The sequence below is a fragment of the Variovorax sp. J22G73 genome (assembly GCF_030317035.1).
Lineage (GTDB): Bacteria > Pseudomonadota > Gammaproteobacteria > Burkholderiales > Burkholderiaceae_C > Variovorax.
In genome coordinates this window covers 93797-111864 of the sequence record NZ_JASZYK010000020.1, presented here as the reverse complement: position 1 = coordinate 111864, position 18068 = coordinate 93797, and the positions used below count along the sequence as shown (strand labels likewise).

Annotated in this window: 18 protein-coding genes; 10 read left to right on the top strand and 8 right to left on the bottom strand. The window is 65.4% G+C overall.

Annotated elements, in window-relative coordinates; translation table 11 throughout:
• Nucleotides 1-233 precede the first annotated feature (233 nt).
• On the top strand, nt 234-1184 hold the full coding sequence (locus QTI51_RS37095) for a LysR family transcriptional regulator (protein ID WP_286518092.1): 951 nt from the start codon (nt 234-236) through the stop codon (nt 1182-1184).
• Nucleotides 1185-1187: 3 nt separating this feature from the next.
• Here the strand turns inward: QTI51_RS37095 and QTI51_RS37090 are convergent, their stop codons facing one another.
• Complete coding sequence (locus QTI51_RS37090) at nt 1188-2072, bottom strand: SMP-30/gluconolactonase/LRE family protein (RefSeq protein WP_286518093.1); 885 nt, start codon at nt 2070-2072, stop codon at nt 1188-1190.
• A 397-nt stretch (nt 2073-2469) separates the two neighbouring features.
• Here QTI51_RS37090 and QTI51_RS37085 point away from each other — a divergent pair, with 397 nt between their 5' ends.
• Genes QTI51_RS37085 through QTI51_RS37050 form a run of 8 tightly spaced genes read left to right on the top strand, consistent with a single transcriptional unit; the run spans nt 2470 to nt 11343 of the window.
• On the top strand, nt 2470-3240 hold the full coding sequence (locus tag QTI51_RS37085; protein WP_286518096.1) for an enoyl-CoA hydratase/isomerase family protein: 771 nt from the start codon (nt 2470-2472) through the stop codon (nt 3238-3240).
• Nucleotides 3241-3244: 4 nt separating this feature from the next.
• Nucleotides 3245-5386, top strand: a complete 2142-nt coding sequence (locus QTI51_RS37080; RefSeq protein WP_286518097.1) for an acetate--CoA ligase family protein — start codon at nt 3245-3247, stop codon at nt 5384-5386.
• 8 nt (nt 5387-5394) lie between these two features.
• Nucleotides 5395-6603, top strand: coding sequence for an acyl-CoA dehydrogenase family protein (locus tag QTI51_RS37075; RefSeq protein WP_286518099.1), 1209 nt, complete (start codon nt 5395-5397; stop codon nt 6601-6603).
• Nucleotides 6600-7562 carry an acyl-CoA dehydrogenase family protein gene (locus QTI51_RS37070; RefSeq protein WP_286518102.1) on the top strand — a complete coding sequence of 321 codons (963 nt, stop codon included), beginning with the start codon at nt 6600-6602 and terminating at the stop codon, nt 7560-7562. Before QTI51_RS37075 ends, QTI51_RS37070 begins: the two co-directional genes overlap by 4 nt.
• 19 nt (nt 7563-7581) lie before the next feature.
• Nucleotides 7582-8343, top strand: coding sequence for an SDR family NAD(P)-dependent oxidoreductase (locus QTI51_RS37065; RefSeq protein ID WP_286518104.1), 762 nt, complete (start codon nt 7582-7584; stop codon nt 8341-8343).
• 20 nt (nt 8344-8363) lie between these two features.
• A complete protein-coding gene (locus QTI51_RS37060) occupies nt 8364-9590 on the top strand; it encodes an SDR family oxidoreductase (protein WP_286518106.1) in 1227 nt (408 codons plus the stop codon).
• Entirely contained in the window at nt 9587-10384 is a 798-nt protein-coding gene (locus QTI51_RS37055) for a carboxymuconolactone decarboxylase family protein (RefSeq protein WP_286518108.1), read from the top strand. The genes QTI51_RS37060 and QTI51_RS37055 overlap by 4 nt, the downstream gene beginning before the upstream one ends.
• A gap of 32 nt (nt 10385-10416) precedes the next feature.
• Entirely contained in the window at nt 10417-11343 is a 927-nt protein-coding gene (locus QTI51_RS37050) for a tripartite tricarboxylate transporter substrate binding protein (protein WP_286518110.1), read from the top strand.
• Nucleotides 11344-11722: 379 nt separating this feature from the next.
• On the opposite strand, the gene QTI51_RS39040 is transcribed toward QTI51_RS37050, so the two are convergent.
• The 4 genes from QTI51_RS39040 to QTI51_RS37035 all read right to left on the bottom strand — a co-directional run bounded on the left by QTI51_RS39040 (nt 11723) and on the right by QTI51_RS37035 (nt 15254).
• Entirely contained in the window at nt 11723-12277 is a 555-nt protein-coding gene (locus QTI51_RS39040; protein WP_353506574.1) for a DUF427 domain-containing protein, read from the bottom strand.
• A 1496-nt stretch (nt 12278-13773) separates the two neighbouring features.
• Entirely contained in the window at nt 13774-14166 is a 393-nt protein-coding gene (locus QTI51_RS37045) for a hypothetical protein (protein ID WP_286518113.1), read from the bottom strand.
• A gap of 517 nt (nt 14167-14683) precedes the next feature.
• Nucleotides 14684-14902, bottom strand: coding sequence for a hypothetical protein (locus QTI51_RS37040; RefSeq protein WP_286518114.1), 219 nt, complete (start codon nt 14900-14902; stop codon nt 14684-14686).
• Nucleotides 14903-14981: 79 nt separating this feature from the next.
• Nucleotides 14982-15254 (bottom strand): hypothetical protein, encoded by a 273-nt coding sequence (locus QTI51_RS37035; protein WP_286518116.1) that lies wholly within the window; start codon nt 15252-15254, stop codon nt 14982-14984.
• Between the two features lie 1117 nt (nt 15255-16371).
• Between QTI51_RS37035 and QTI51_RS37030 the strand changes: the two genes are divergently transcribed.
• Nucleotides 16372-16608, top strand: coding sequence for a hypothetical protein (locus tag QTI51_RS37030; RefSeq protein WP_286518117.1), 237 nt, complete (start codon nt 16372-16374; stop codon nt 16606-16608).
• On the opposite strand, the gene QTI51_RS39035 is transcribed toward QTI51_RS37030, so the two are convergent.
• From QTI51_RS39035 to QTI51_RS37020, 3 genes are all read right to left on the bottom strand, one after another.
• A complete protein-coding gene (locus tag QTI51_RS39035; RefSeq protein ID WP_353506573.1) occupies nt 16597-16878 on the bottom strand; it encodes a DUF3606 domain-containing protein in 282 nt (93 codons plus the stop codon). The genes QTI51_RS37030 and QTI51_RS39035 overlap by 12 nt on opposite strands.
• Before the next feature lie 99 nt (nt 16879-16977).
• Nucleotides 16978-17241 (bottom strand): hypothetical protein, encoded by a 264-nt coding sequence (locus QTI51_RS37025; protein WP_286518119.1) that lies wholly within the window; start codon nt 17239-17241, stop codon nt 16978-16980.
• Entirely contained in the window at nt 17238-17414 is a 177-nt protein-coding gene (locus QTI51_RS37020) for a DUF3606 domain-containing protein (protein WP_286518122.1), read from the bottom strand. Before QTI51_RS37020 ends, QTI51_RS37025 begins: the two co-directional genes overlap by 4 nt.
• Between the last annotated feature and the right edge of the window lie 654 nt (nt 17415-18068).

The window sequence follows — 18068 nt, the reverse complement described above, 5'->3', positions numbered from 1 at the left end:
CCAGGCGTTGTTGAATCCCGCCTGTTCCGCCACCACGGTCTGTTCAATGGAATTATTGATGACCTGCTGTGAAGTCTGGTGATAGCCGCGCTGCTGGGCCAGAATGAAGACTCCGAATTCCATGTATTGCTCCACAAAAGTTTCTGCCCACGAGGGTTGCCAAATTCTAGGCAGCGGCCGTGATTTGGCCTTCGCGAAAACTGCAGATCTGAACTGCAGGAACTGGAGGATTCATGGATAAATTGCGCGCCATGGAGCTGTTTCAATCCATTGCACAAACCCGGAATTTTTCCGAGACAGCGCGGCGCTTCGGCATCTCGGCAACGGGCGTGTCGCGCATGATCACCGAGATCGAGGAAGAGCTGAAGGTCAAACTGCTGCTGCGCTCCACGCGCCAGGTGGCGCTGACGGAGTCGGGCCAGGAGTATGCGCGCCAGCTCGACGACATCCTGTGGCGCATCAACGAGCTGAAGGACAACATCACCGCCATCAGCACCGCACCGCAGGGCGCGCTGCGCGTGCATTCGCGCATGATGTTTGGCTTGGGCGTGCTTCCGCCGCTGATCGCGGCCTTCCGCAAGCTCTACCCGGCGATCCATATCGAGCTGACGCTGGCCGAAGCGCCCGTGGACCTGCGGCGCAGCCAGGTGGACATCGACTTCCGCATCTCGCCGCCAGTGGAAGCCGGCGTGAAGCGGCGCATGCTCTTCCAGAGCGACCGGCACTTGGTGGCCTCGCCGTCCTACCTGGCCGGCAAGCCCGCGCTGCGGATGCCCGAGGACCTCCTGGCGCATGACCTGCTGGCCTACCAACTGCCCGGCGACATCTATGTATGGCACTACCAGCAGCCCGCCCAGCTGCGCGAGATTGCCTTCAAGCCGCGCCATGCCAGCAACAACGGCATCGCGCTGCTGGAGCTGGCCCGCCTGGGTGAAGGCATTGCGCTGCTGGACGACTACACCGTGCACAACGACATCCGCCAAGGCCGGCTCCTGAGGGTGTTGAGCGACTACCGCATCAGCAACAAGGGCTTCGATGAGGGGATGTACGCCACCATCCTCGATACGCCCATCATTCCCGCCAAGATCCGGCTGTTCCTCGATTTCGTGGCTGAGCATGTGGCAGGGCCTGAACTGCGTTTCGCGGCCCATGGCAAGGCCGCCGGGCTCGACGCCACGCCCTAGCCTTCAGGCCCGAGGCAGCGGGATGCGGCACTCGGGGCGGGCCACCCCGCGAAAGCCCAGCCCGGTCAGCTTGAGCACGGCGCCATCGAGCGGCCCGGCGGCGCGCAGGCGACCACTGTCGCTGATGGTCGTGACGAAGAGCGTGTCCATGTGCGCGCCGCCGAAGCACAGGGCGCTCGGGTGCGCGACCGGCAGCTCGATCCTGTGGCTCAACTCGCCGCGCGTGTCGAAGCGGGCCAGCGCGCCCACGCGCACCAGCGCGGTCCACAACCCGCCCGCGTCGTCGAAGCAGCAGCCGTCCGGCCCGGACCCCAGGGCCTCGGTGCTGACGAACAGTTGCTTGTCCGCCAGCGTGCCGTCCGGTTGCATGGCATAGGAATAGATGCGCCGCGCCTCGCTGTCGGCCACGTGCAGACGGCCATCGAGCGGGTTCACGCACGGGCCATTGGCAATGCCCAGCCCGTCGTCGAGCTTGTGCAGGCGCAATTGCGTGTCCAGCCGGTACAGGCCGCCCAGCGGCGCCTCGCCGGGCCGACGGAACACATGCATGGTGCCGACCACGAAGCTGCCGTCGGCCAGCGAGATGCCGTCGTTCAAGCGCAGGTCCGGATGGCTGTGCTCGATGCGCGCCAGCGTGTGCAGCCTGCCGCTGCGCAGGTCGAGTGCCGCGATCTCTTCCTTCAATGCCAGCACGATGCGGTCGCTCCCGTTGAAAGCGAACGATCCGAGCGGCGCCGGCACGTCGTGGAGGGCCGTGACCTCGCCCGTCTCGGGGTCCAGCGCATGGACGTGGCCCTTGCGGCAGTCCAGCAGCCAGAGCTGCCCCCCGTGCCAGACCGGGCACTCGCCCAACGCAGTGGTCAGTTCGCCGAGGCGCTCGATTTTCATCTTTTCGACTTCCAATGCAGAAAAAATCAATTCAATTCAAATGGACGCCGATGAATACCGTCAATTCGATTGATTTCAACAAATGCGAATTCACCGCCCTCGACTCAATGCCGGAAAACGGGCTCGGCCCATGGTAGCCACTCCGTAGCAGAGCGGCCGCCGGCGAATGCTTCATTTTTTGCAGAACACTCCGGCGGATTATTGAGAGATCAATTGCAATGTGATTTCTATAATTTATCCAGCATATTGAAATGGCGACAAACAGGTAAGCGCTCATTCGGCCTCCTGGATAAAACAGAAGCTCCCCGGCGTGGGAATGGCTGCTTGCCGCCAAGCGAATGCTTCTTCTTTTATCTGGTCCGTGCCGCAGCAAGCCGGCTTCTTACAGAGGTGGTGTATGAGTGATAAATGGGTTCGTCTGGAAGTCTCCGACGGTGTGGGCTTGGTCACCATGGACCGCAAGCCGGTCAATGCGCTGAGCCGCGAAATGCGCCGCGAACTCGTGGCCACCTTCGACGCCATCTCCGAGCGCGAGGACGTGCGTTGCGCGGTGCTGACCGGCGCCGGCAACGTGTTCTGCGCGGGCGCCGACCTGAAGGACCGCCCCGACGCCGAAGTGGCCGGCGACTTTCTCGAGCACAACCGCATCACCCGCGAAACCGGCAACGCGATCCGCGAGTGCGCCAAGCCGGTGATTGCCGCCATCAACGGCGCCGCGCTGGGCGCGGGCTTCGGGCTGGCCGCGGCGTGCGACATCCTGTACGCCTCGGAGAGCGCCACGGTGGGCATGCCCGAGATCAATGTGGGCCTGGCCGGCGGCGCGTCCATGCTCAAGACGATGTTCGGCCGCTCGACCCTGCGGCGCATGTTCTTCACCGGCCAGCGCCTGAGTGCGCAGGACCTGCTCCAGCGCAACGTGATCGAAGACGTGCTCGCCGAAAAAGACCTGCTGCCCGTGACGATGGCGCTGGCCCGCGAGATCGCGGCCAAGGCGCCGCTGGCCATTGCCTATGCCAAGCGCGCGGCCAACATGGTGGACGTCATGCCCCAGCGCGACGCCTACCGCTTCGAGCAGGAATTCACCATGGCCCTGTCCAGGACGGAGGACGCGCGCGAAGCCCGCATGGCCTTCCTGGAAAAGCGCGCCCCGGTCTTCAAGGGACGCTGAGCCCATGTCGACCCTGGTTCAAGCCGCCCCGGGCGCCGGGCTGGACGCCTTCTTCAAGGCCGACGGCGTGGCCGTGATCGGCGCCTCCGAAGACATCACCAAGATCGGTGGCCGACCGGTCCAGCTGCTGCGCAAGTACGGCTACGCGGGCGCCATCTACCCCGTCAACCCCAAGGGCGGCACCGTGCAGGGGCTGCAGGCCTACGCCTCGGTGCTGGACACGCCCACGGCGCCCGAGCTGGCCATCGTGGCGGTGCCCGCACCGGCCACGCTGCAGGCCGTGCGCGAGTGCGCGCGCCGCGGCGTGCGCGGCGTGGTCGTGCTGTCCACCGGCTTTGCCGAGAGTGGGCCCGAGGGCGCGGCGCTGCAGGCCGAGCTGGTGAACGTGGCGCGCGCGCACGGCATGCGGCTGCTGGGCCCCAACTGCCTCGGCGCGGTGAATGTGGTGGACAAGGTGGTGGCCTCGTTTTCCATCGCGCTCGAACAGAGCCTGCCGCCGGCCGGCCAGGTGGGCATCGTCTCGCAGTCGGGCAACATCGGCAGCTTCACCATGCGCAACATGGCCGAACGCGGCATGGGCGTGAGCCGCTTCATCGCCACCGGCAACGAAGCCGACGTGGACGTGGCCGACGGCATCGCTGCGCTCGCCAGCGACGCCGGTACCCGCATCATCCTGTGCTGCATGGAGACCTGCCGCGATGCCGGGCGTCTGGTCGAGGCGCTGGACATGGCCCGTCGCCAGCACAAGCCGGTGATCGTGCTCAAGATCGGCGCCACCGCGCAAGGGCAGGCCGCGGCCGCCTCCCACACCGGCGCGTTGATGGGTTCCGACGCCGTGTTCGACGCCGTCTTTCGCCGCCATGGCGTGCTGCGCGTGCGCTCGTTCGAGGAACTGCTCGACGTGGGCCACGCGGCCGTCCTGATCGGTGCGCAGCGCCTGCCCGCCACCGACGCCGTGACGCTGGTGGCCGCTTCGGGTGGCTTCGGCATCATGATGGCCGACGCCATGGTGCAGGCCGGCATGACGCTGCCGCCGCTGGCCGAGCGGACCCGGGCCCGGATCCGCGAAGCCGTACCCACCGCCGGCACCAACAACCCCGTCGACGCTTCTGCGCAGATGTCGGCGCGCCCGGACATCCTGCTGAAGATGCTCAGCGCGCTGCAGGAAGACGCCAACGGCAGCACGCTGGTGCTGCTGCTGGCCCTCTCGCTGTACAACCCGCGCCTGCGCGGCGTGTACCTCGAGGCGCTGTCGAAGGTGCGCGCCAGCCATCCCGACCGCTTGCTGGTCATCATCAGCCAGGGCCCCGCCGACGCGGTGGCCGAGATCAATGCACTGGGCATCCCGGTGTTCCCCAGCATTCCCGCGGCGGCCACGGGGCTGGCCGGGCTGGTGCGCCTCGGCCAGCTCGCGAGCCTGGCCGCCGCGCCCACGTACACGGGCCCGGTCGACCGGGTCGACGCGGCGGTGTTCCGCAACGAGCTGCACGCTAAGAAGGCACTGCAGGCCGCCGGCATCAGCGTACCGCGCGAAGAGGTCGTGGCTTCGGCCGATGAGGCCGTGCGCAGCGCGCGCGCCACGGGCTATCCGGTGGTGTTGAAGATCGCCTCGGAGGACATCTCCCACAAGACCGAGATCGGCGGCGTGGCGCTCGGCCTGAAGGACGACGACGCCGTGCGCCAGGCCTATGGCCGCCTCATGGACAACGCCCGGCAGCATGCGCCCCGGGCACGCCTGGACGGCGTGCTCGTGGCGCCGATGGCCAGCGGCGGCGTCGAGTTGATTGCGGGGGTGTCGCGCGACCCGGTGTTCGGCCCGGTGGTCATGGTGGGTTTCGGCGGCATCTACGCGGAGATCCTGAAGGACGTCGCGGTGCAGGTCGCCCCCGTGTCGGAAGACGAGGCGATGCGCATGATTCGCGGCCTGCGCATGTTCCCGCTGCTGGACGGGCCCCGGGGCCAGCCCAAGGCCGACGTGGCCGCCGCTGCGCGCACGGTGGCCCGGCTGTCGGAGTTCGCATGCCGCCATGCCGCGGACGTGGCCGACATCGACCTGAACCCCATCCTGGTCAGGCCGCGCGGCGAGGGTGTCCTCGTGCTCGACGCCCTGATGGTTGCAAACCCCGGCAGCCGCGCTGCCCACTGAAGACGATCATGCACATCGACAAACACCCGGGCGCTCCGGACGCCGCGGCGGGCCCCGCCGCCTACCGCAACTACGCGCGCCAATGGCTCGGCGCCCACCTGCCCGAGCACATGCGCGCCGACAGCCTCGACTACCGCGCGCCCACGCTGGACGAGTGCCGCGACTGGGAGGCCTCCATGTACGACGCCGGCCTGGCCGGCATGACCTGGCCCAAGGCCTATGGCGGCCTGGGCCTCACGCTGCGCGAGCACCTGGTCGTGAACAAGGAAGTGGGCGCGCTGCCCATGCCCGAGAGCGTGAGCTCGATCGGCAAAGAACTGGCCGGCCCGATCATCCAGACGGTGGGCACCGAGGAACAGAAGCAACTCTTCCTGCCGCGCATCCTCGCCATGCGCGACTACTGGTGCCAGGGGTTCTCCGAGCCCGACGCCGGGTCCGACCTCGCGCGCCTGCGGACCAAGGCCGTGCCCGAGGGCGACACCTGGCGCATCAACGGCCAGAAGATCTGGACCAGCGGCGCCGCCAAGGCGCGCTACTGCCTGCTGCTGACACGCACCGGCACGGTCGCCGACAAACACCGCGGCCTGCTGATGTTCGCGGTGCCCATGGACACGCCCGGCATCCGCGTGGTGACCATCAAGTCGATCGACGGCAAGGACTCGTTCGCCGAGGTGTTCTTCGACAACGTGGTCGTGCCCGACAGCGCCCGCCTGGGCGCGCCGGACGAAGGCTGGAACGCGGCGATCCGCGTGCTGTCGATCGAGCGTGCCACCAACCGCATGTACCGCGCATGGCGCTTCGACTGCGAGCTGCGCCAGCTTGTCGCCGCCTGCAAGTCGGACCCGCAGCTCGCCAGGCTGCTGGACGACGGCATCTACCAGCGGCGCATCGGCGACGTGGTCGGCGAGATCGACGCGCTCAAGGGGCTGGTCGAGCGCACCGTGGAGCAAATGGTGGCGGGCGACCGCATCGGGGCGCGCGGCTCGCTCACCAAGCTGTACTGGTCGGAGTGCCACCAGGCCTTCGCGGGCATGGCGCTGTCGCTGGTGGCGCACGTGACGCCGCGCTCGAGCGCGCTGGCCCGGCGTGCGCGCAAGCACTTCACCACGGCCTATTTCTACGCGCGCGCCGAAACCATCTACGCCGGCACCACCGAAGTGCAGCTGGACATCATTGCGCAACGCATCATGAATTTGCCGAAGGACCTCGAGAAATGAGCACGCCAGACCACACCAGCGAGATCGAGGCATTCGCCCAGGCGGCGGCCGAGGCGATCAAGGACGCACAGACCCGCGGCATGCGCGACGCGGCCAAGGTGCTGGCCCATGCAGGCCTGTGCGGCGTTTGCGCCCAAGAGGAGGCCGGCGGCCTGGGGCTGGACATCGGCTTTGCTCTGCCCGTCGTGACCGAGGCCGGCAAGCTGCGGCTCCAGTGGCCGCTGCTCGAAATCATCTTGGTCGCCAAGGCGCTGGGCGACTCGCCCCTTGCGGCCGAACTGGTCAGCGGCGAGCGCATGGCCACGTGGGCGCTGCAGGGCAGCCTGCAGGAAAAGGTGGCGGGCCATGCGCGCCATGCCATGGACTGCGACTGGGTGCTCGTGGCGGACGGCGATGGCGGCGGGGCCTTGCTCGACGTGGCCTCGCTCGAGCTGCAGCGCGACGACGCGCTGGACCCCGAACATCCGCAGTGGTGGCTGGGCCTCGAGGGCGCCACGGTGCTGGCCGTGCTGGACGCCGCGCGCTTCGCGACTCTGCAGCGCGACAGCCACATCCTGATTGCGGGCCTCGTCAACGGCGCCGCCGAATCCGCCCTGCTCACCACGGCCGAGTACATGTCGACTCGCGTGCAGTTCGGGCGCCCGCTGTCGGCCAAGCAGGCGGTGCGCCACTTGCTGGCGCGCATGCGCCTGCTGCAGGAGGCCTCGCATGCGGGCATCCAGCGCCTGCTGGCCACCGACGAGTTCGGCGGCGTGCGCGACACCCGCCCGGTGCTGGCCAATGCCCTGGGCAACGCGGCCTTCGTGCTGGAGAAGTCCATCCACCTGCACGGCGGCATGGGCTTCACCTGGGAGGTGCCGCTGCACCACGCCTTGCGCGAAGTGCACAAGTTCGATGCCGCCTTCGGCGCCGGCGCGCTCGCCAGCGAGATCGGTCGCGACTTCATCCGCTCGGTGTGACATGAACCAAGGAACAGCAATGAACAACAAGGATCTTCTCGGCCGCGTGGCCCTCATCACCGGCGCGGGCGCCGGCATCGGCCGCGAGACCGCCCTGCAGATGGCGGCGCGCGGCGCCACCGTCTGCGTGAACGACCTCAAGGAGGAACTGGTCGCCCCCGTGGTCGAGGACATCAGGTCGCGCGGCGGCCAGGCGGCGGCCATCGTGCAGAACATCGCCAGCCGCGAAGGCATCCGCGCGGCCATCCAGGCGTCCTTCGCGCACGGCAAGCGCTTCGACATCCTGGTGAACAACGCCGCCTGGGTGCGCTACCAGGCCATTCCCGAGATCATGTCCGAGACCGTCGAGCGCATGCTGGACGTGGGCTTCAAGTCGGTCATCTGGAGCCTGCAGGAGGCCGTGGCGGTGATGGACCCGCAGTGCGGCGGCTCGATCGTGAACGTGGCCTCGGTGGCTGCGATGCGCTCGGCCGCGAACTCGGTGGTCTATTCCGGCATCAAGTCCGGCATCCTGGGAATCACGCGCGCAGCGGCGGCTGAGCTTGGCGCGCGGAACATCCGCGTGAACGCCGTGTGCCCCTCGGCGGTTCCCACCGAAGGCACGCAGCGCAACCGCAACGCCGAGCGGGACGCCAACCGCATCGCCCGCACGCCGCTGGGTCGCCTGGGGACGGTGGAGGACATCGCGCGCAGCATCTGCTTTCTGGCCAGCGACGAAGCGGGCTTTCTCACCGCACAGTCGCTGGTGGTGGACGGCGGCATCACGTTCACCAACATCTGAGCTTTGCCGAAGGCGCACGCATGCAAACCGTTCTGATCACCGGCGCCGCGAGCGGCATCGGGCGCGACACCGCACGCCGGTTCGCCAGCGCTGGCTGGCAATGCGTGCTGGTCGACCACAACGCGCAGGCACTGGGCCAGTTGGGGGCAAGCCTGCCCGCGCCGGCCTCGGCACCGCATGTGTTGCGGTGCATCGACCTGACCGATGCGACGCAGGTCGCATCGCTGGGCGAGGGCATGCCCGCGCTGGACGCCGTGCTCAACAACGCCGGCATGTCGGATGCGTCGAACACGCCCCTTGCCGAGCAGGGGCCGGCGCACACTGCGCGCCTGCTTGCGCTCAACCTCGCCGCGCCCGCGGCCGTGGTCGATGCCTGCGCGCGGTGGCTCAAGCCCGGTGCGCGCGTGGTGAACGTGGCGTCCGGCGCCGGGCTGCATGCCATTCCCTGGCGCGGTGCCTACAGCCCGAGCAAGGCCGGGCTCATCGCGCAGACCCGGGCCTTGGCGCGCGCACGGCCCGACTGGTGCGTGACGGTGCTTTGCCCAGGCTTCGTTCGCACCGAATTGGTCGCGGGCCTGATCGAGGCCGGCCGCCTCAAGCCCGAGGGCGCGCTGGCCAAGATCCCGCTTGGGCGCATGGCGGCACCCGAGGAGATGGCACGCGCGCTCCAGTTCCTGGCCAGCGCCGACGCGGCCCCCCTGCACGGCCAGATGCTGGCGCTGAACGGCGGCTCGTCGGTCTATGGCGGCAGCCAGCCGTTGCCTGCGGCCACGCTGGCGCCACTCCCCCTGGACACGCCGATGGAACTCGAAGTCCGCGGCGGGGATGACAGGGCGTGGCGCGCCATCGCGCAGCCACAGCCGACGGCGCAACCGCGCTACGACGCCCGCCTCGACCTGTCGCCGCTGCATGCGCCTGCGGCTGGCTTGCTGGAGGCGGTGCATGCGTCTGCGGTCCGCTTCGCCGCACGCCACGCGCAGCAGGCGAGCCTGACGCTGCTGCTGCCCGCGGTGGGCGTGGGGCGCTGGCAGGACGCCGGGGATGGCGCGGCGGCGCGCATGCTGGTCGCCACCCTGGCTTGCGAATGGGGCAGCCGCGCGCTGCGCATCAACGCGCTGGAGGTGCAGCCCTCGTTCGACGCGCAGACGCTGCACTCGCTGCTGCGCTACGTCTGCGGGGCTGAAGCCCAGTTCCTCACTGGCCAGGTGCTCATGTGCGCCGGCAATGCACCGGAGGCATCGCGATGAGCACGACCGACAACGCCACCGAAGAGGAGCAAGCGCGGATCAAGGCATTCTTCATCGCGCAACGCGGCTACTGGCGCCCCTGGACCGACACGATGCTCCAGGCTTGCCCGGGCTTCGTGGCGCAGTACGCGCGCTACGCCGGCTACCCTGCGCGCACGGGCCCGTTGAGCGAGCGCATGGTGGAGCTCGTGTACGTGGCGCTCGATGCCTCCGGCTCGCACCTGTTCGAGGCGGGCCTGAACACCCACATGAAACGGGCGATCGAGGTTGGGGCATCGCAGGCCGACATCTTCGACGTGCTGCACCTGGTTGCCGTGCAGGGGATAGCCAGCGCATGCCAGGCCACCGACATCCTGGCAGAGCTCACCAGCCCGCGCGAGGCTGCGCAGGTTGAAAAGGCGCTGCAGGCCCGCATCGACAGCCTGGGCCCTGCCCATGCGCTCTCCCTGGCTTCCGTGGCGCAACTCGACGCAGGCTATGCCGACGTGCTCCTGGACTTCGTCGAGCAAGGTCGACCCGAAGCGGGCCTCACGCCGGCCGAACGCAGCATCGTGCAACTCGCATTGCATGCCTGCTTCACCGCCTTCAACCCCGCGGCGGTTCGGCAAATCGTGTCCACAGGGCTGTCGCAAGGCAGTTCGCCTGCCGAGTTGCTGCAGGCGATCCAGCTCGGGGCCCATCTGGCGGTGCACGGCAGCGCGCTGGGCGCCAATGCGTACCGGCACTTGCACGACACAGGGGTGACGGCGCAACAGGCCGCGAAGACCGCACCCGTTCGCCCGGAGTTGCCTTAAAGAAAAATTTCCGCCGTCTGTGCGCCATCGCCATGGTCCTCGCCGGACCCCACGTGCAGGCGCAAGAGCCGTTTCCGAAGCGCAGCGTCACCATCGTGGTTCCTTACTCAGCGGGGGGCGTGACGGACTACTTCGCGCGCCAGATCGCATTCAAGCTATCGAAGACATGGGGCCAACCGGTGATCGTCGACAACCGCGCGGGTGCCGGGACCATCATCGGCACGCAGATGGTGAGCCGAGCCCCGGCCGATGGCTACACGCTGCTTTTCACCAGCGATGGCTTCACAGCCAACGCAGTCCTGCGCAAGAACCTTCCCTTTTCGGCCGCGTCGTTTCGCCCTGTGGCGATGCTGGGCTCCAGCCACAACGTGCTCCTCGTCACCAACCGCCTGAGGGGCAAGTCGCTGAAGGAGTTGCTGGAAGACGCCAAGTCGCGGCCCGGCAGCCTGAAGCTGGCTTCGTCGGGCCTGGGCTCCAGTCCGCACATTGGCGCCGAACTGTTTGCGAAGCAAGTGGGCATCGACTTCGTCCACGTCCCTTACAAGGGCCAGGGCCCCGCCATGTCGGACCTGATCGCGGGCTCGGTGGACGGAATGTTGGACGGAATGTCTTCGTACTCGCAGGTCAAGGGCGGCCGCGTGGCTGCCGTCGCCATCGCGGCGTACAAACGACATCCCGCCGCGCCGGAGATACCGACCTTCCGCGAGCTGGGTGTGGATTTCGTGTCGGGTACATGGTTCGGCCTCATGGCGCCGGCCAGCACTCCCTACGCCATCGTGACCAAGATCAACGCCGACATGCGAGAGGGCTTGAAGGACAGCTTTATACGAGCACAGATCGAGAAAACAGGATTGAGCCTCTCGGCGTCTTCGCCTGAGGCGTTCGCTGACTTTCTGAATCATGAAGCACTGAAGCTCCAGAGCCTGGTCAACCAAGGTGTCAACATCGATCTGAACTGAGGTCGGAGTGGGCTCTCAGTCGGGCACGCCTTCCCCGTGAAGCCCGACGATCAGCGAACGAGGCGATGTGACAGTCGGATCCTTGTGACAGCGGCCATGCCAGAACAGGTTGATCGCGATTTCCGGCAGCTTGGCCCGATTGCGGATAGAGGCCAGTCCGAACGGCCCTGCTTCCCGCCGAGATCACGATGACGTGATCGGCCGAGGAGAACTCGCTCGATGACACCGTCTTCTTTTGTCCAGGGGATGCGAAGGGACATCACTCCGTTGAAGAAGGCTCACAGGAAGGGCCGCTAAGCAGCGATAGCGATCGGTCATAGGTCAGCTCGTCCATGGCGCTTTCTGGCGCGGAGGCGCTCGGGTTACCGAGACCGACCAGCTACCAACCTCCGCTACCGGGTCCGCCTTTGAAGGGCCCGGCCAAATCGGCGGTGATCCAGCCCCCATAGAAGGGACCCGCCTGTGGCCGGGCCTTCGATCCGCCGACACGGCAGTCAAGGTTGTGGGCATAGAAGGCTACACAGCGGGCGAGCGGCTCTGTACCAGACAAGGGATGGGGGTAACTCCAAGCGACCTGGTCCAAGCGGCGTGCGCCGTCGACCAGATTCCAATAGCGCGCCGGACCCTTCCACTCACAGAACGAACCATTGCCAGCAGGCTGCAACAGTCCAGGCCGTACGTCGGCCAGCGGCAGGTAGAAGGTAGGTGGGTGGGCCGTTTCTCGGACTGCCCAGGCGGCGCAGGTCCGCGCGACCTCGAGATGGCCCCAGAGCACGACGATCTCACGTGCCTCGCGTACAAGCTCTGGCGGCCTCGGAAAATCCCAGACCGAAACCTGCCCTGACGCAGGGACATCGGCGAACGGGGGGCGCTTCTCCCCTCGCCAAAGCCACTGCGCGCGGGCGCTATCAAGCCAGTTGGAATCGCTGCTCATGATGGATTGGAAGATACATGACGACGCCCAGTGCCGGTTGAACGCCGACAAACCAGGGTAGTTCGGAACAACGAGCTTTTGGCAGAGACCATGATGCGCGATCAGCGTGGTCCGCTCGGCGCGGAAGTTCAAAGAGTGCCCATCATCGGGGGATGGAAGGACTTGTGCTCATTCTTCGAAACGTATCATGCCGCAACGAGTGGCGGCATCATCCATCAACGTCCTTCGCCGATGTTGAAGCTGTCTGAGGAAACTGATAAAGGCCGTCAGGTTCCCTGCAAACTTTGGGCGACTGCGGGCAGACATCGAAGCTGAAGGTACGTGTGCTGTCGAATGTGGAGCACTCAACTTCTCTGCATGTCGAACGGGCATTGGGTGGAACGCACGCGCATGCTTTTCCCCGAGCTTGCGGAACACCTCTCGGGTCCAGAACATCTTGTCATCGATCTCGAGGCCCAGACGCGTTGGCATCCGGCAGCACGGTCGCCTCTGCCGCAAACGGATGTGAAGGACGTGTTGCTGATGGGCTGTGCGGTGGGCCCCGGGAAACAAACGCCAATGCGCCGAAGGTGATCGGATGCCTGCTCGGATCGCTGCTTCTCAGCGACATCTCTCGTGGGCTCGACACGCGGCGCGAGCGGCTTGCAGGTAGCCATGGGTGGCAGCTCCGAGGAGGCACGTGACCTGTTGCATCGGGTGCCGACCCCGCGCATGGGTAGCGCGTGAGTCCGCGAGGGGCCGGCGACGACGCCCCTTCCCGGCATGGCGCACACCTCACACAGCAATGCGGGGATGCCCACTCCGCCGCAAAGCGCATCATGCAGCAGTGCCGGGTCGCTGGCCACGACCGCCGGATGACCCGATTCAGGCAGGAGGGCGACCGAGTGAACGCCCGGGCTCGTGGCGTCAGCAAGCACATGAGCCATCAAGGCATCGTGGAGCGGTACGAGAAGCAGAGGGCCCAGTTCAGAACCGCCGCATTACGGACGTCCAAGTGGCACTTGGACGCCTACAAAGGCATGCTGCTGACTGTGGAACGGATTGAGGGTGCGAAGCTCGCGGACAGCATTCGGCGTCCACCGACGTGGAGCCGTGGAAATCTATGCGAACGAGCTCGTGGCTGACGAATAGCGTCAGCCGCCCGAAACTCAAAACGCGCTGAAAATCGAGCGGGATAGGCCTTGGTCGATGCCCGAGCACCAGAAGTACACGGCCGAATGGCTTCGCATTCAAAAGATGTGGGGTGCACCAGGCCGAAATGCGACAGAGGCCGAATTGAACGCGGCGGCGCAGGCGAGCCAGCTGCGCAACGCCCTAACTTTGCACTACGCGGATTCGACTTCGCGGTTACGCTGGTGGACGAGGCCTTCCCCAGGGTCACGGCCAGTTTGCCGCGGCCTGTGCGTCAACCGGGCCTTCAAAGGCTTGCGCGGGCCAAGCAGTCAGGATTTCACGAGCACCCATCGCAAGTGTCGTGGTTGATCCGGCGTCGATCCTCAGTGACGGGGCTCATCCTGCATGAGAAGGAAGACTTCGAAGTGCACGTCCAAATCGCCCTCAGGCAGCTTCACCATATCGGTGACGCATTGGAAGACTTTCAGGGCCAGGTTTTCATTCATGGACTCACAGAAGGCTGTCTCGGAAGCGAACCGTGCACGCTTGCTTCCGACGAACTTGAAATTCAGGTCAGCCGACACCGTTTCAGGCCGGACCTCGTCAAGGCGGATGTGATCGTTCGTGAGAACGATGGGGTTTACCACCTGTCCCAGCATGCCCATCAAGGCCTCAAACCGGCTGGAGATAGTGTCCTTGTCGATGTCTGAAATGCTGATGGACATGGCCCCTGTGGTTGTCTCAACCCGGGCAACGAATGTGCTGGGAGCGGTCATGGTCGAGCCTCCTTCACCTTGATATGCAGCATACTGTACAAAAATACAGTATAGCCAAAGCTCTCATGAATGGAAGCAGGGATGGGAGCCTTGCATGGTCGCCAGCGCCTTCGCAGCTCCAACTTGCACCCAGGCTCCTTCACAGCTCAAGGTGCGTCAATCAGCAATGCCGGGACTGCGCTGTCGCGGCGTTGCCTGCGAGCCGGTGCTTCGCTGGCTCGCCACCTTCGGGCTCCATCGTGGCGCCTCCGCGCGGCGTTCCGCGCTGCACGCTGCACGCTGCGCTTGCGACGGTGTCTTGAGAGAGTCATTCGCTCCAGGCATAGGCCAAGCTCGCAGGTGCAAAGCACCATAGGCGACTTCGCGAGAAAGCGGATATGGTGCAGCAGCGCTCATGACCGAGGGTTGGACAGGGCGAGTGCCGCTGACGAACTCGCCGAAGCCTGGCGGCCAGGCCTTCTTATCTTCGCTCCTTAAGACGGCTTCGGTCATCGAGAGATACAGCGATGCCAGCGCGTCAGGCCTTCGCACGCTCGCGGATGATCTCGACCGGCCCGATGCCGTCGTAGATCACCTCGTTTGTCTTCAGGGACGTGACGGTCCAGCGGTCGCCAGGCGTCACCTTGTAGTCGCCAGGGCTCAGCGGAATCGGGCGGTCTTCGCTCACGTCCCGGCCCAGCCAAGACGGCGCACGCAGGATCGTGATTTGATCTTTGAAAAAGTCAGGTCGGCTCATGGAACGATTGTCGTCGGCGGACGGAAGTGGTCGTCTGCGGCGCGCGAAGAGCACTCGCGCGTCGCGAACTGTTTTGCCCCTATGCGGGAAGCGGCTGACCAGTCGACGTCGCGGCCGGATGCAACTGGAAGCGAAATGTCTGCTGCATGGGATTACTGAGCCATGCTCGTCCCGCGTGTTCCGCTGCGTTGTGCGTCTTTTGCCACCTCAGCGAACGGTCGGATTCGACGTAAGAATAGCCGTCTCGATGCGGGCGCTCTTCCTGCTGCCAGGCGCAGAAGCATGCGATCAGTTCGGCGGCGTCGGGAAACGCTTCCTCCAGGTGCCCGACATAAACGCTGGCAGCCACCATCGTGTCTCGGAGGGTCGGACGCGGCCCTTCAACCGTGCGGAGAAGAGGCGTCCGCTGCCAGCCTGAATGTTCCGCATAACGCTGTGCTTGCGCTTCCGGTCGTGTTGCACAGCGACTAGGGGCGGTGTGCGAGATTGGGTGAGATGCCACTCGAAAATGAGAATCGAGGTACGAACACGGTGCTCATGAAAACGGCGCAAGCCGCGAAAAGCAGCATCTCGACGCCGACCCTAGTTGTTTCAGCGTGTTTCCACTGTAAGCAAAAGGCCGCAAAACCCTAATTGTCGAAAACGGAACCTGTGGGCTGCGGTTGCCTCAGCTTGCTCAGCCGCTCAAAGCCGCTCAGGTGCACGAGTCTCCTCAATTCCCTAACCCACCACATCCCACCAGACGTGATCCGGACCAACGCGGCGAATTGAAGTGCGCTGTTCGATGCAGAGTGCTGGGGAGGCAGGACGTTGCGCCACCGTCCTACCTAGAGAGCGTGAAAAAGTAGTACGTTGGTTTCTATGGGTAAAAAGAAACCAGACAATCTGACGTCGATTCGCGCCAAGTTCGGCGTCCCTGCCCGGCGAGGCGGCGTCGTCCAGATCAACGGCCGTTCAGGGAACATTACAGGCATGAGCGGGGACTTGGTTCGCGTCAGGCTCGCAGGGAATGATGCAGGACTTCCCTTTCATCCTCTTGAAATTGTTTACTGCCAACCCACCGGCGCGCATTGAAGCGCGGCGTGTCGCCTTCGGCGGGATAGGACGGTAGGGAAGCCAGCGCTTTCACCCTGTTTCCTTCCACCGAAGCTGTGCGTTTGCACACGCGACTTTTGAAGTCCGGAAGTGCTGTTGTCGTCGCGGAATCCCCCTTCGCGGGTGAGGCGCGGATCAAAAAGAAGCCCCGCCGGAGCGGGGCCAAGGAGGCAGGCTTGTGGTCAAGGGAGGTTCGGAAGCGCTGCCCCACGCGCAGTCTAGGAAAGGCAAAGAAGCGTAATTTGTAGGTCAACTGCTCAACTCTCCGCGTTACGTCAGCAGGTTGCGGTTTTGATTTGGGACATTGACACTCCATTGGGAGCGGCATACAAAACTTCGTGCCGTACCAAACGACGAGGAGTGATGTAGTGCCCATGAATTTCCTGCGACGCATCGAGCACGCGTCGTTTCCGCTGGCAGTCCACGAGGAGGGCGACATTCAGTGCGCGGCCGTTTTGGCCGCGGCTCAACTTGTTGAGGCGAACCTTCCGGACCCTGGCGCTGTTCCTGGGAAAAGCGGTGTTGTGCTTCGGATCACACCCATGGGGCGGGCAGAATTGAGCCGACTCAGTGAACAAGGAAAAAGTGGCGTTGATTTCTCAGGAATTTGACGGCCATGCAGGCGGCAAAGGCGGCGGAGTCGTCTCGATCGACTGGGATGCCGCTACGCTGGCAACTGCTTGTTGGGCTGAAGCAGGTCCTTGCGTTCGCGCATCGCCACCTAAGGCGTCAAGGTAAGCTCGGACGTTCTCGGCCGAGTTTCCAACTGCGCGCATTGCAATGCGCAACTCTGCGACGCTGCAGCCAAGGTGCTTTGCCCAAGCTTTTGCTTCGCTCGCAGTTCCTGCAAAAATGTTTTGCGTTCTGGTACGGGGCCGCATAGTAAAACAGCGCGAAAAAGGTTAGGCGAGCGGCCCTCTGCGCCAATGCCGTGCCATCTTTCGCCAGCCGCACAACAAGGCGTAGAGAGCCATTTCGAATCACGTCAAAGGTAGGCCTACGGGCGCCGCATCTTCATCGTCGCTGCTCTCCTCACGCGGGCCGATGCGTTCGTCTGGCGCATACCTGACGAGTGCAGTTGTCCCGGCCTGCAGCGCGTCAAGCCACATGTCGTAGCCCTCGGGCGCCGACTCTAGTTCGCGCCACTGCGAAGCGTCGTCACCTTCTTCCATGAGCACCCAGTAGAAGCGCCCCGGGTCGGGCTCGTCGACGTGGACAGCGATGCGTCGGATGTGCGAATTCATTTTTTCTTCAGGTAGACGCGCACGGCTTCTGCTGAGTTGCCTACGGCTCTAACAGCTTCTCGGAGTTGCGCCTCCGTGCAGCCAAGGGACTTGGTCCACGAGAGAACCTCGTGCGGCTCATTCAGGGCGATGAGCTTCCTGTCGAGGCCGGTCTTTTTCGGGTCGTCGGTCATGGTGTTCCTCTGATGTTCGGCACGGCGCCGAGCCATGAACATGGGACCGCGGCAGGGCCCTGCCTATCGTCGAAAAGCGATTCCGGCTGACAGCGGGTCTCCTACGCGCCCACGAATTTGCAGCCATGCCGCACCTTGCCGGCTGTCCGCCCATGCTGCGAACGGCCCCTCGACTTCGAGGAGCCAGGGTGAATCTACGAGATCAAGTGCGACGGCTACAGGCGACGGCAGAGTTCAACCGCGGCACGGTGCAGCTGCGCAAGCGCAACGGGTCGGACGCCACAAGATGGTTCTCTGAAACAACCCAGGCGATGGGCGGCGTGAAGGGCGGTTCGGCGCCGCGCCCTCACGCTGGGCGCTGACGCGACGTTCGACAAGTCCACCGAGGTGGACAGCCTGCTTGATTTCCTGGAGCGCCTTTCGCCTCCGAGCCAGAGGTCGGGGGGCCGTTCCCGGCGAGCGCGGCATGCCCTTCAGGGGTCATTCGAAGGACGATGGCGCAAGCTGCTTCGGGGTCACCATCCACCGCGTCAACCGTCTCTGCCTAGACCAGTCCGGCCGCCCGAAGGGCGGCCACACGGTTGACGTCAGCGAACTCTTCGACCGTCAACGGGAAGTCCGCCTTCTCGATCCTGCAAAAAAAAGTCCGTTGGC

Bases quoted from the DNA above. Each gene is read 5' to 3' on its own strand.
- QTI51_RS37095 (WP_286518092.1), top strand. From the start codon at position 234: ATGGATAAATTGCGCGCCATGGAGCTGTTTCAATCCATTGCACAAACC.
- QTI51_RS37090 (WP_286518093.1), bottom strand. From the start codon at position 2,072: ATGAAAATCGAGCGCCTCGGCGAACTGACCACTGCGTTGGGCGAGTGC.
- QTI51_RS37085 (WP_286518096.1), top strand. From the start codon at position 2,470: ATGAGTGATAAATGGGTTCGTCTGGAAGTCTCCGACGGTGTGGGCTTG.
- QTI51_RS37080 (WP_286518097.1), top strand. From the start codon at position 3,245: ATGTCGACCCTGGTTCAAGCCGCCCCGGGCGCCGGGCTGGACGCCTTC.
- QTI51_RS37075 (WP_286518099.1), top strand. From the start codon at position 5,395: ATGCACATCGACAAACACCCGGGCGCTCCGGACGCCGCGGCGGGCCCC.
- QTI51_RS37070 (WP_286518102.1), top strand. From the start codon at position 6,600: ATGAGCACGCCAGACCACACCAGCGAGATCGAGGCATTCGCCCAGGCG.
- QTI51_RS37065 (WP_286518104.1), top strand. From the start codon at position 7,582: ATGAACAACAAGGATCTTCTCGGCCGCGTGGCCCTCATCACCGGCGCG.
- QTI51_RS37060 (WP_286518106.1), top strand. From the start codon at position 8,364: ATGCAAACCGTTCTGATCACCGGCGCCGCGAGCGGCATCGGGCGCGAC.
- QTI51_RS37055 (WP_286518108.1), top strand. From the start codon at position 9,587: ATGAGCACGACCGACAACGCCACCGAAGAGGAGCAAGCGCGGATCAAG.
- QTI51_RS37050 (WP_286518110.1), top strand. From the start codon at position 10,417: ATGGTCCTCGCCGGACCCCACGTGCAGGCGCAAGAGCCGTTTCCGAAG.
- QTI51_RS39040 (WP_353506574.1), bottom strand. From the start codon at position 12,277: ATGAGCAGCGATTCCAACTGGCTTGATAGCGCCCGCGCGCAGTGGCTT.
- QTI51_RS37045 (WP_286518113.1), bottom strand. From the start codon at position 14,166: ATGACCGCTCCCAGCACATTCGTTGCCCGGGTTGAGACAACCACAGGG.
- QTI51_RS37040 (WP_286518114.1), bottom strand. From the start codon at position 14,902: ATGAGCCGACCTGACTTTTTCAAAGATCAAATCACGATCCTGCGTGCG.
- QTI51_RS37035 (WP_286518116.1), bottom strand. From the start codon at position 15,254: ATGGTGGCTGCCAGCGTTTATGTCGGGCACCTGGAGGAAGCGTTTCCC.
- QTI51_RS37030 (WP_286518117.1), top strand. From the start codon at position 16,372: ATGAATTTCCTGCGACGCATCGAGCACGCGTCGTTTCCGCTGGCAGTC.
- QTI51_RS39035 (WP_353506573.1), bottom strand. From the start codon at position 16,878: ATGCGGCCCCGTACCAGAACGCAAAACATTTTTGCAGGAACTGCGAGC.
- QTI51_RS37025 (WP_286518119.1), bottom strand. From the start codon at position 17,241: ATGAATTCGCACATCCGACGCATCGCTGTCCACGTCGACGAGCCCGAC.
- QTI51_RS37020 (WP_286518122.1), bottom strand. From the start codon at position 17,414: ATGACCGACGACCCGAAAAAGACCGGCCTCGACAGGAAGCTCATCGCC.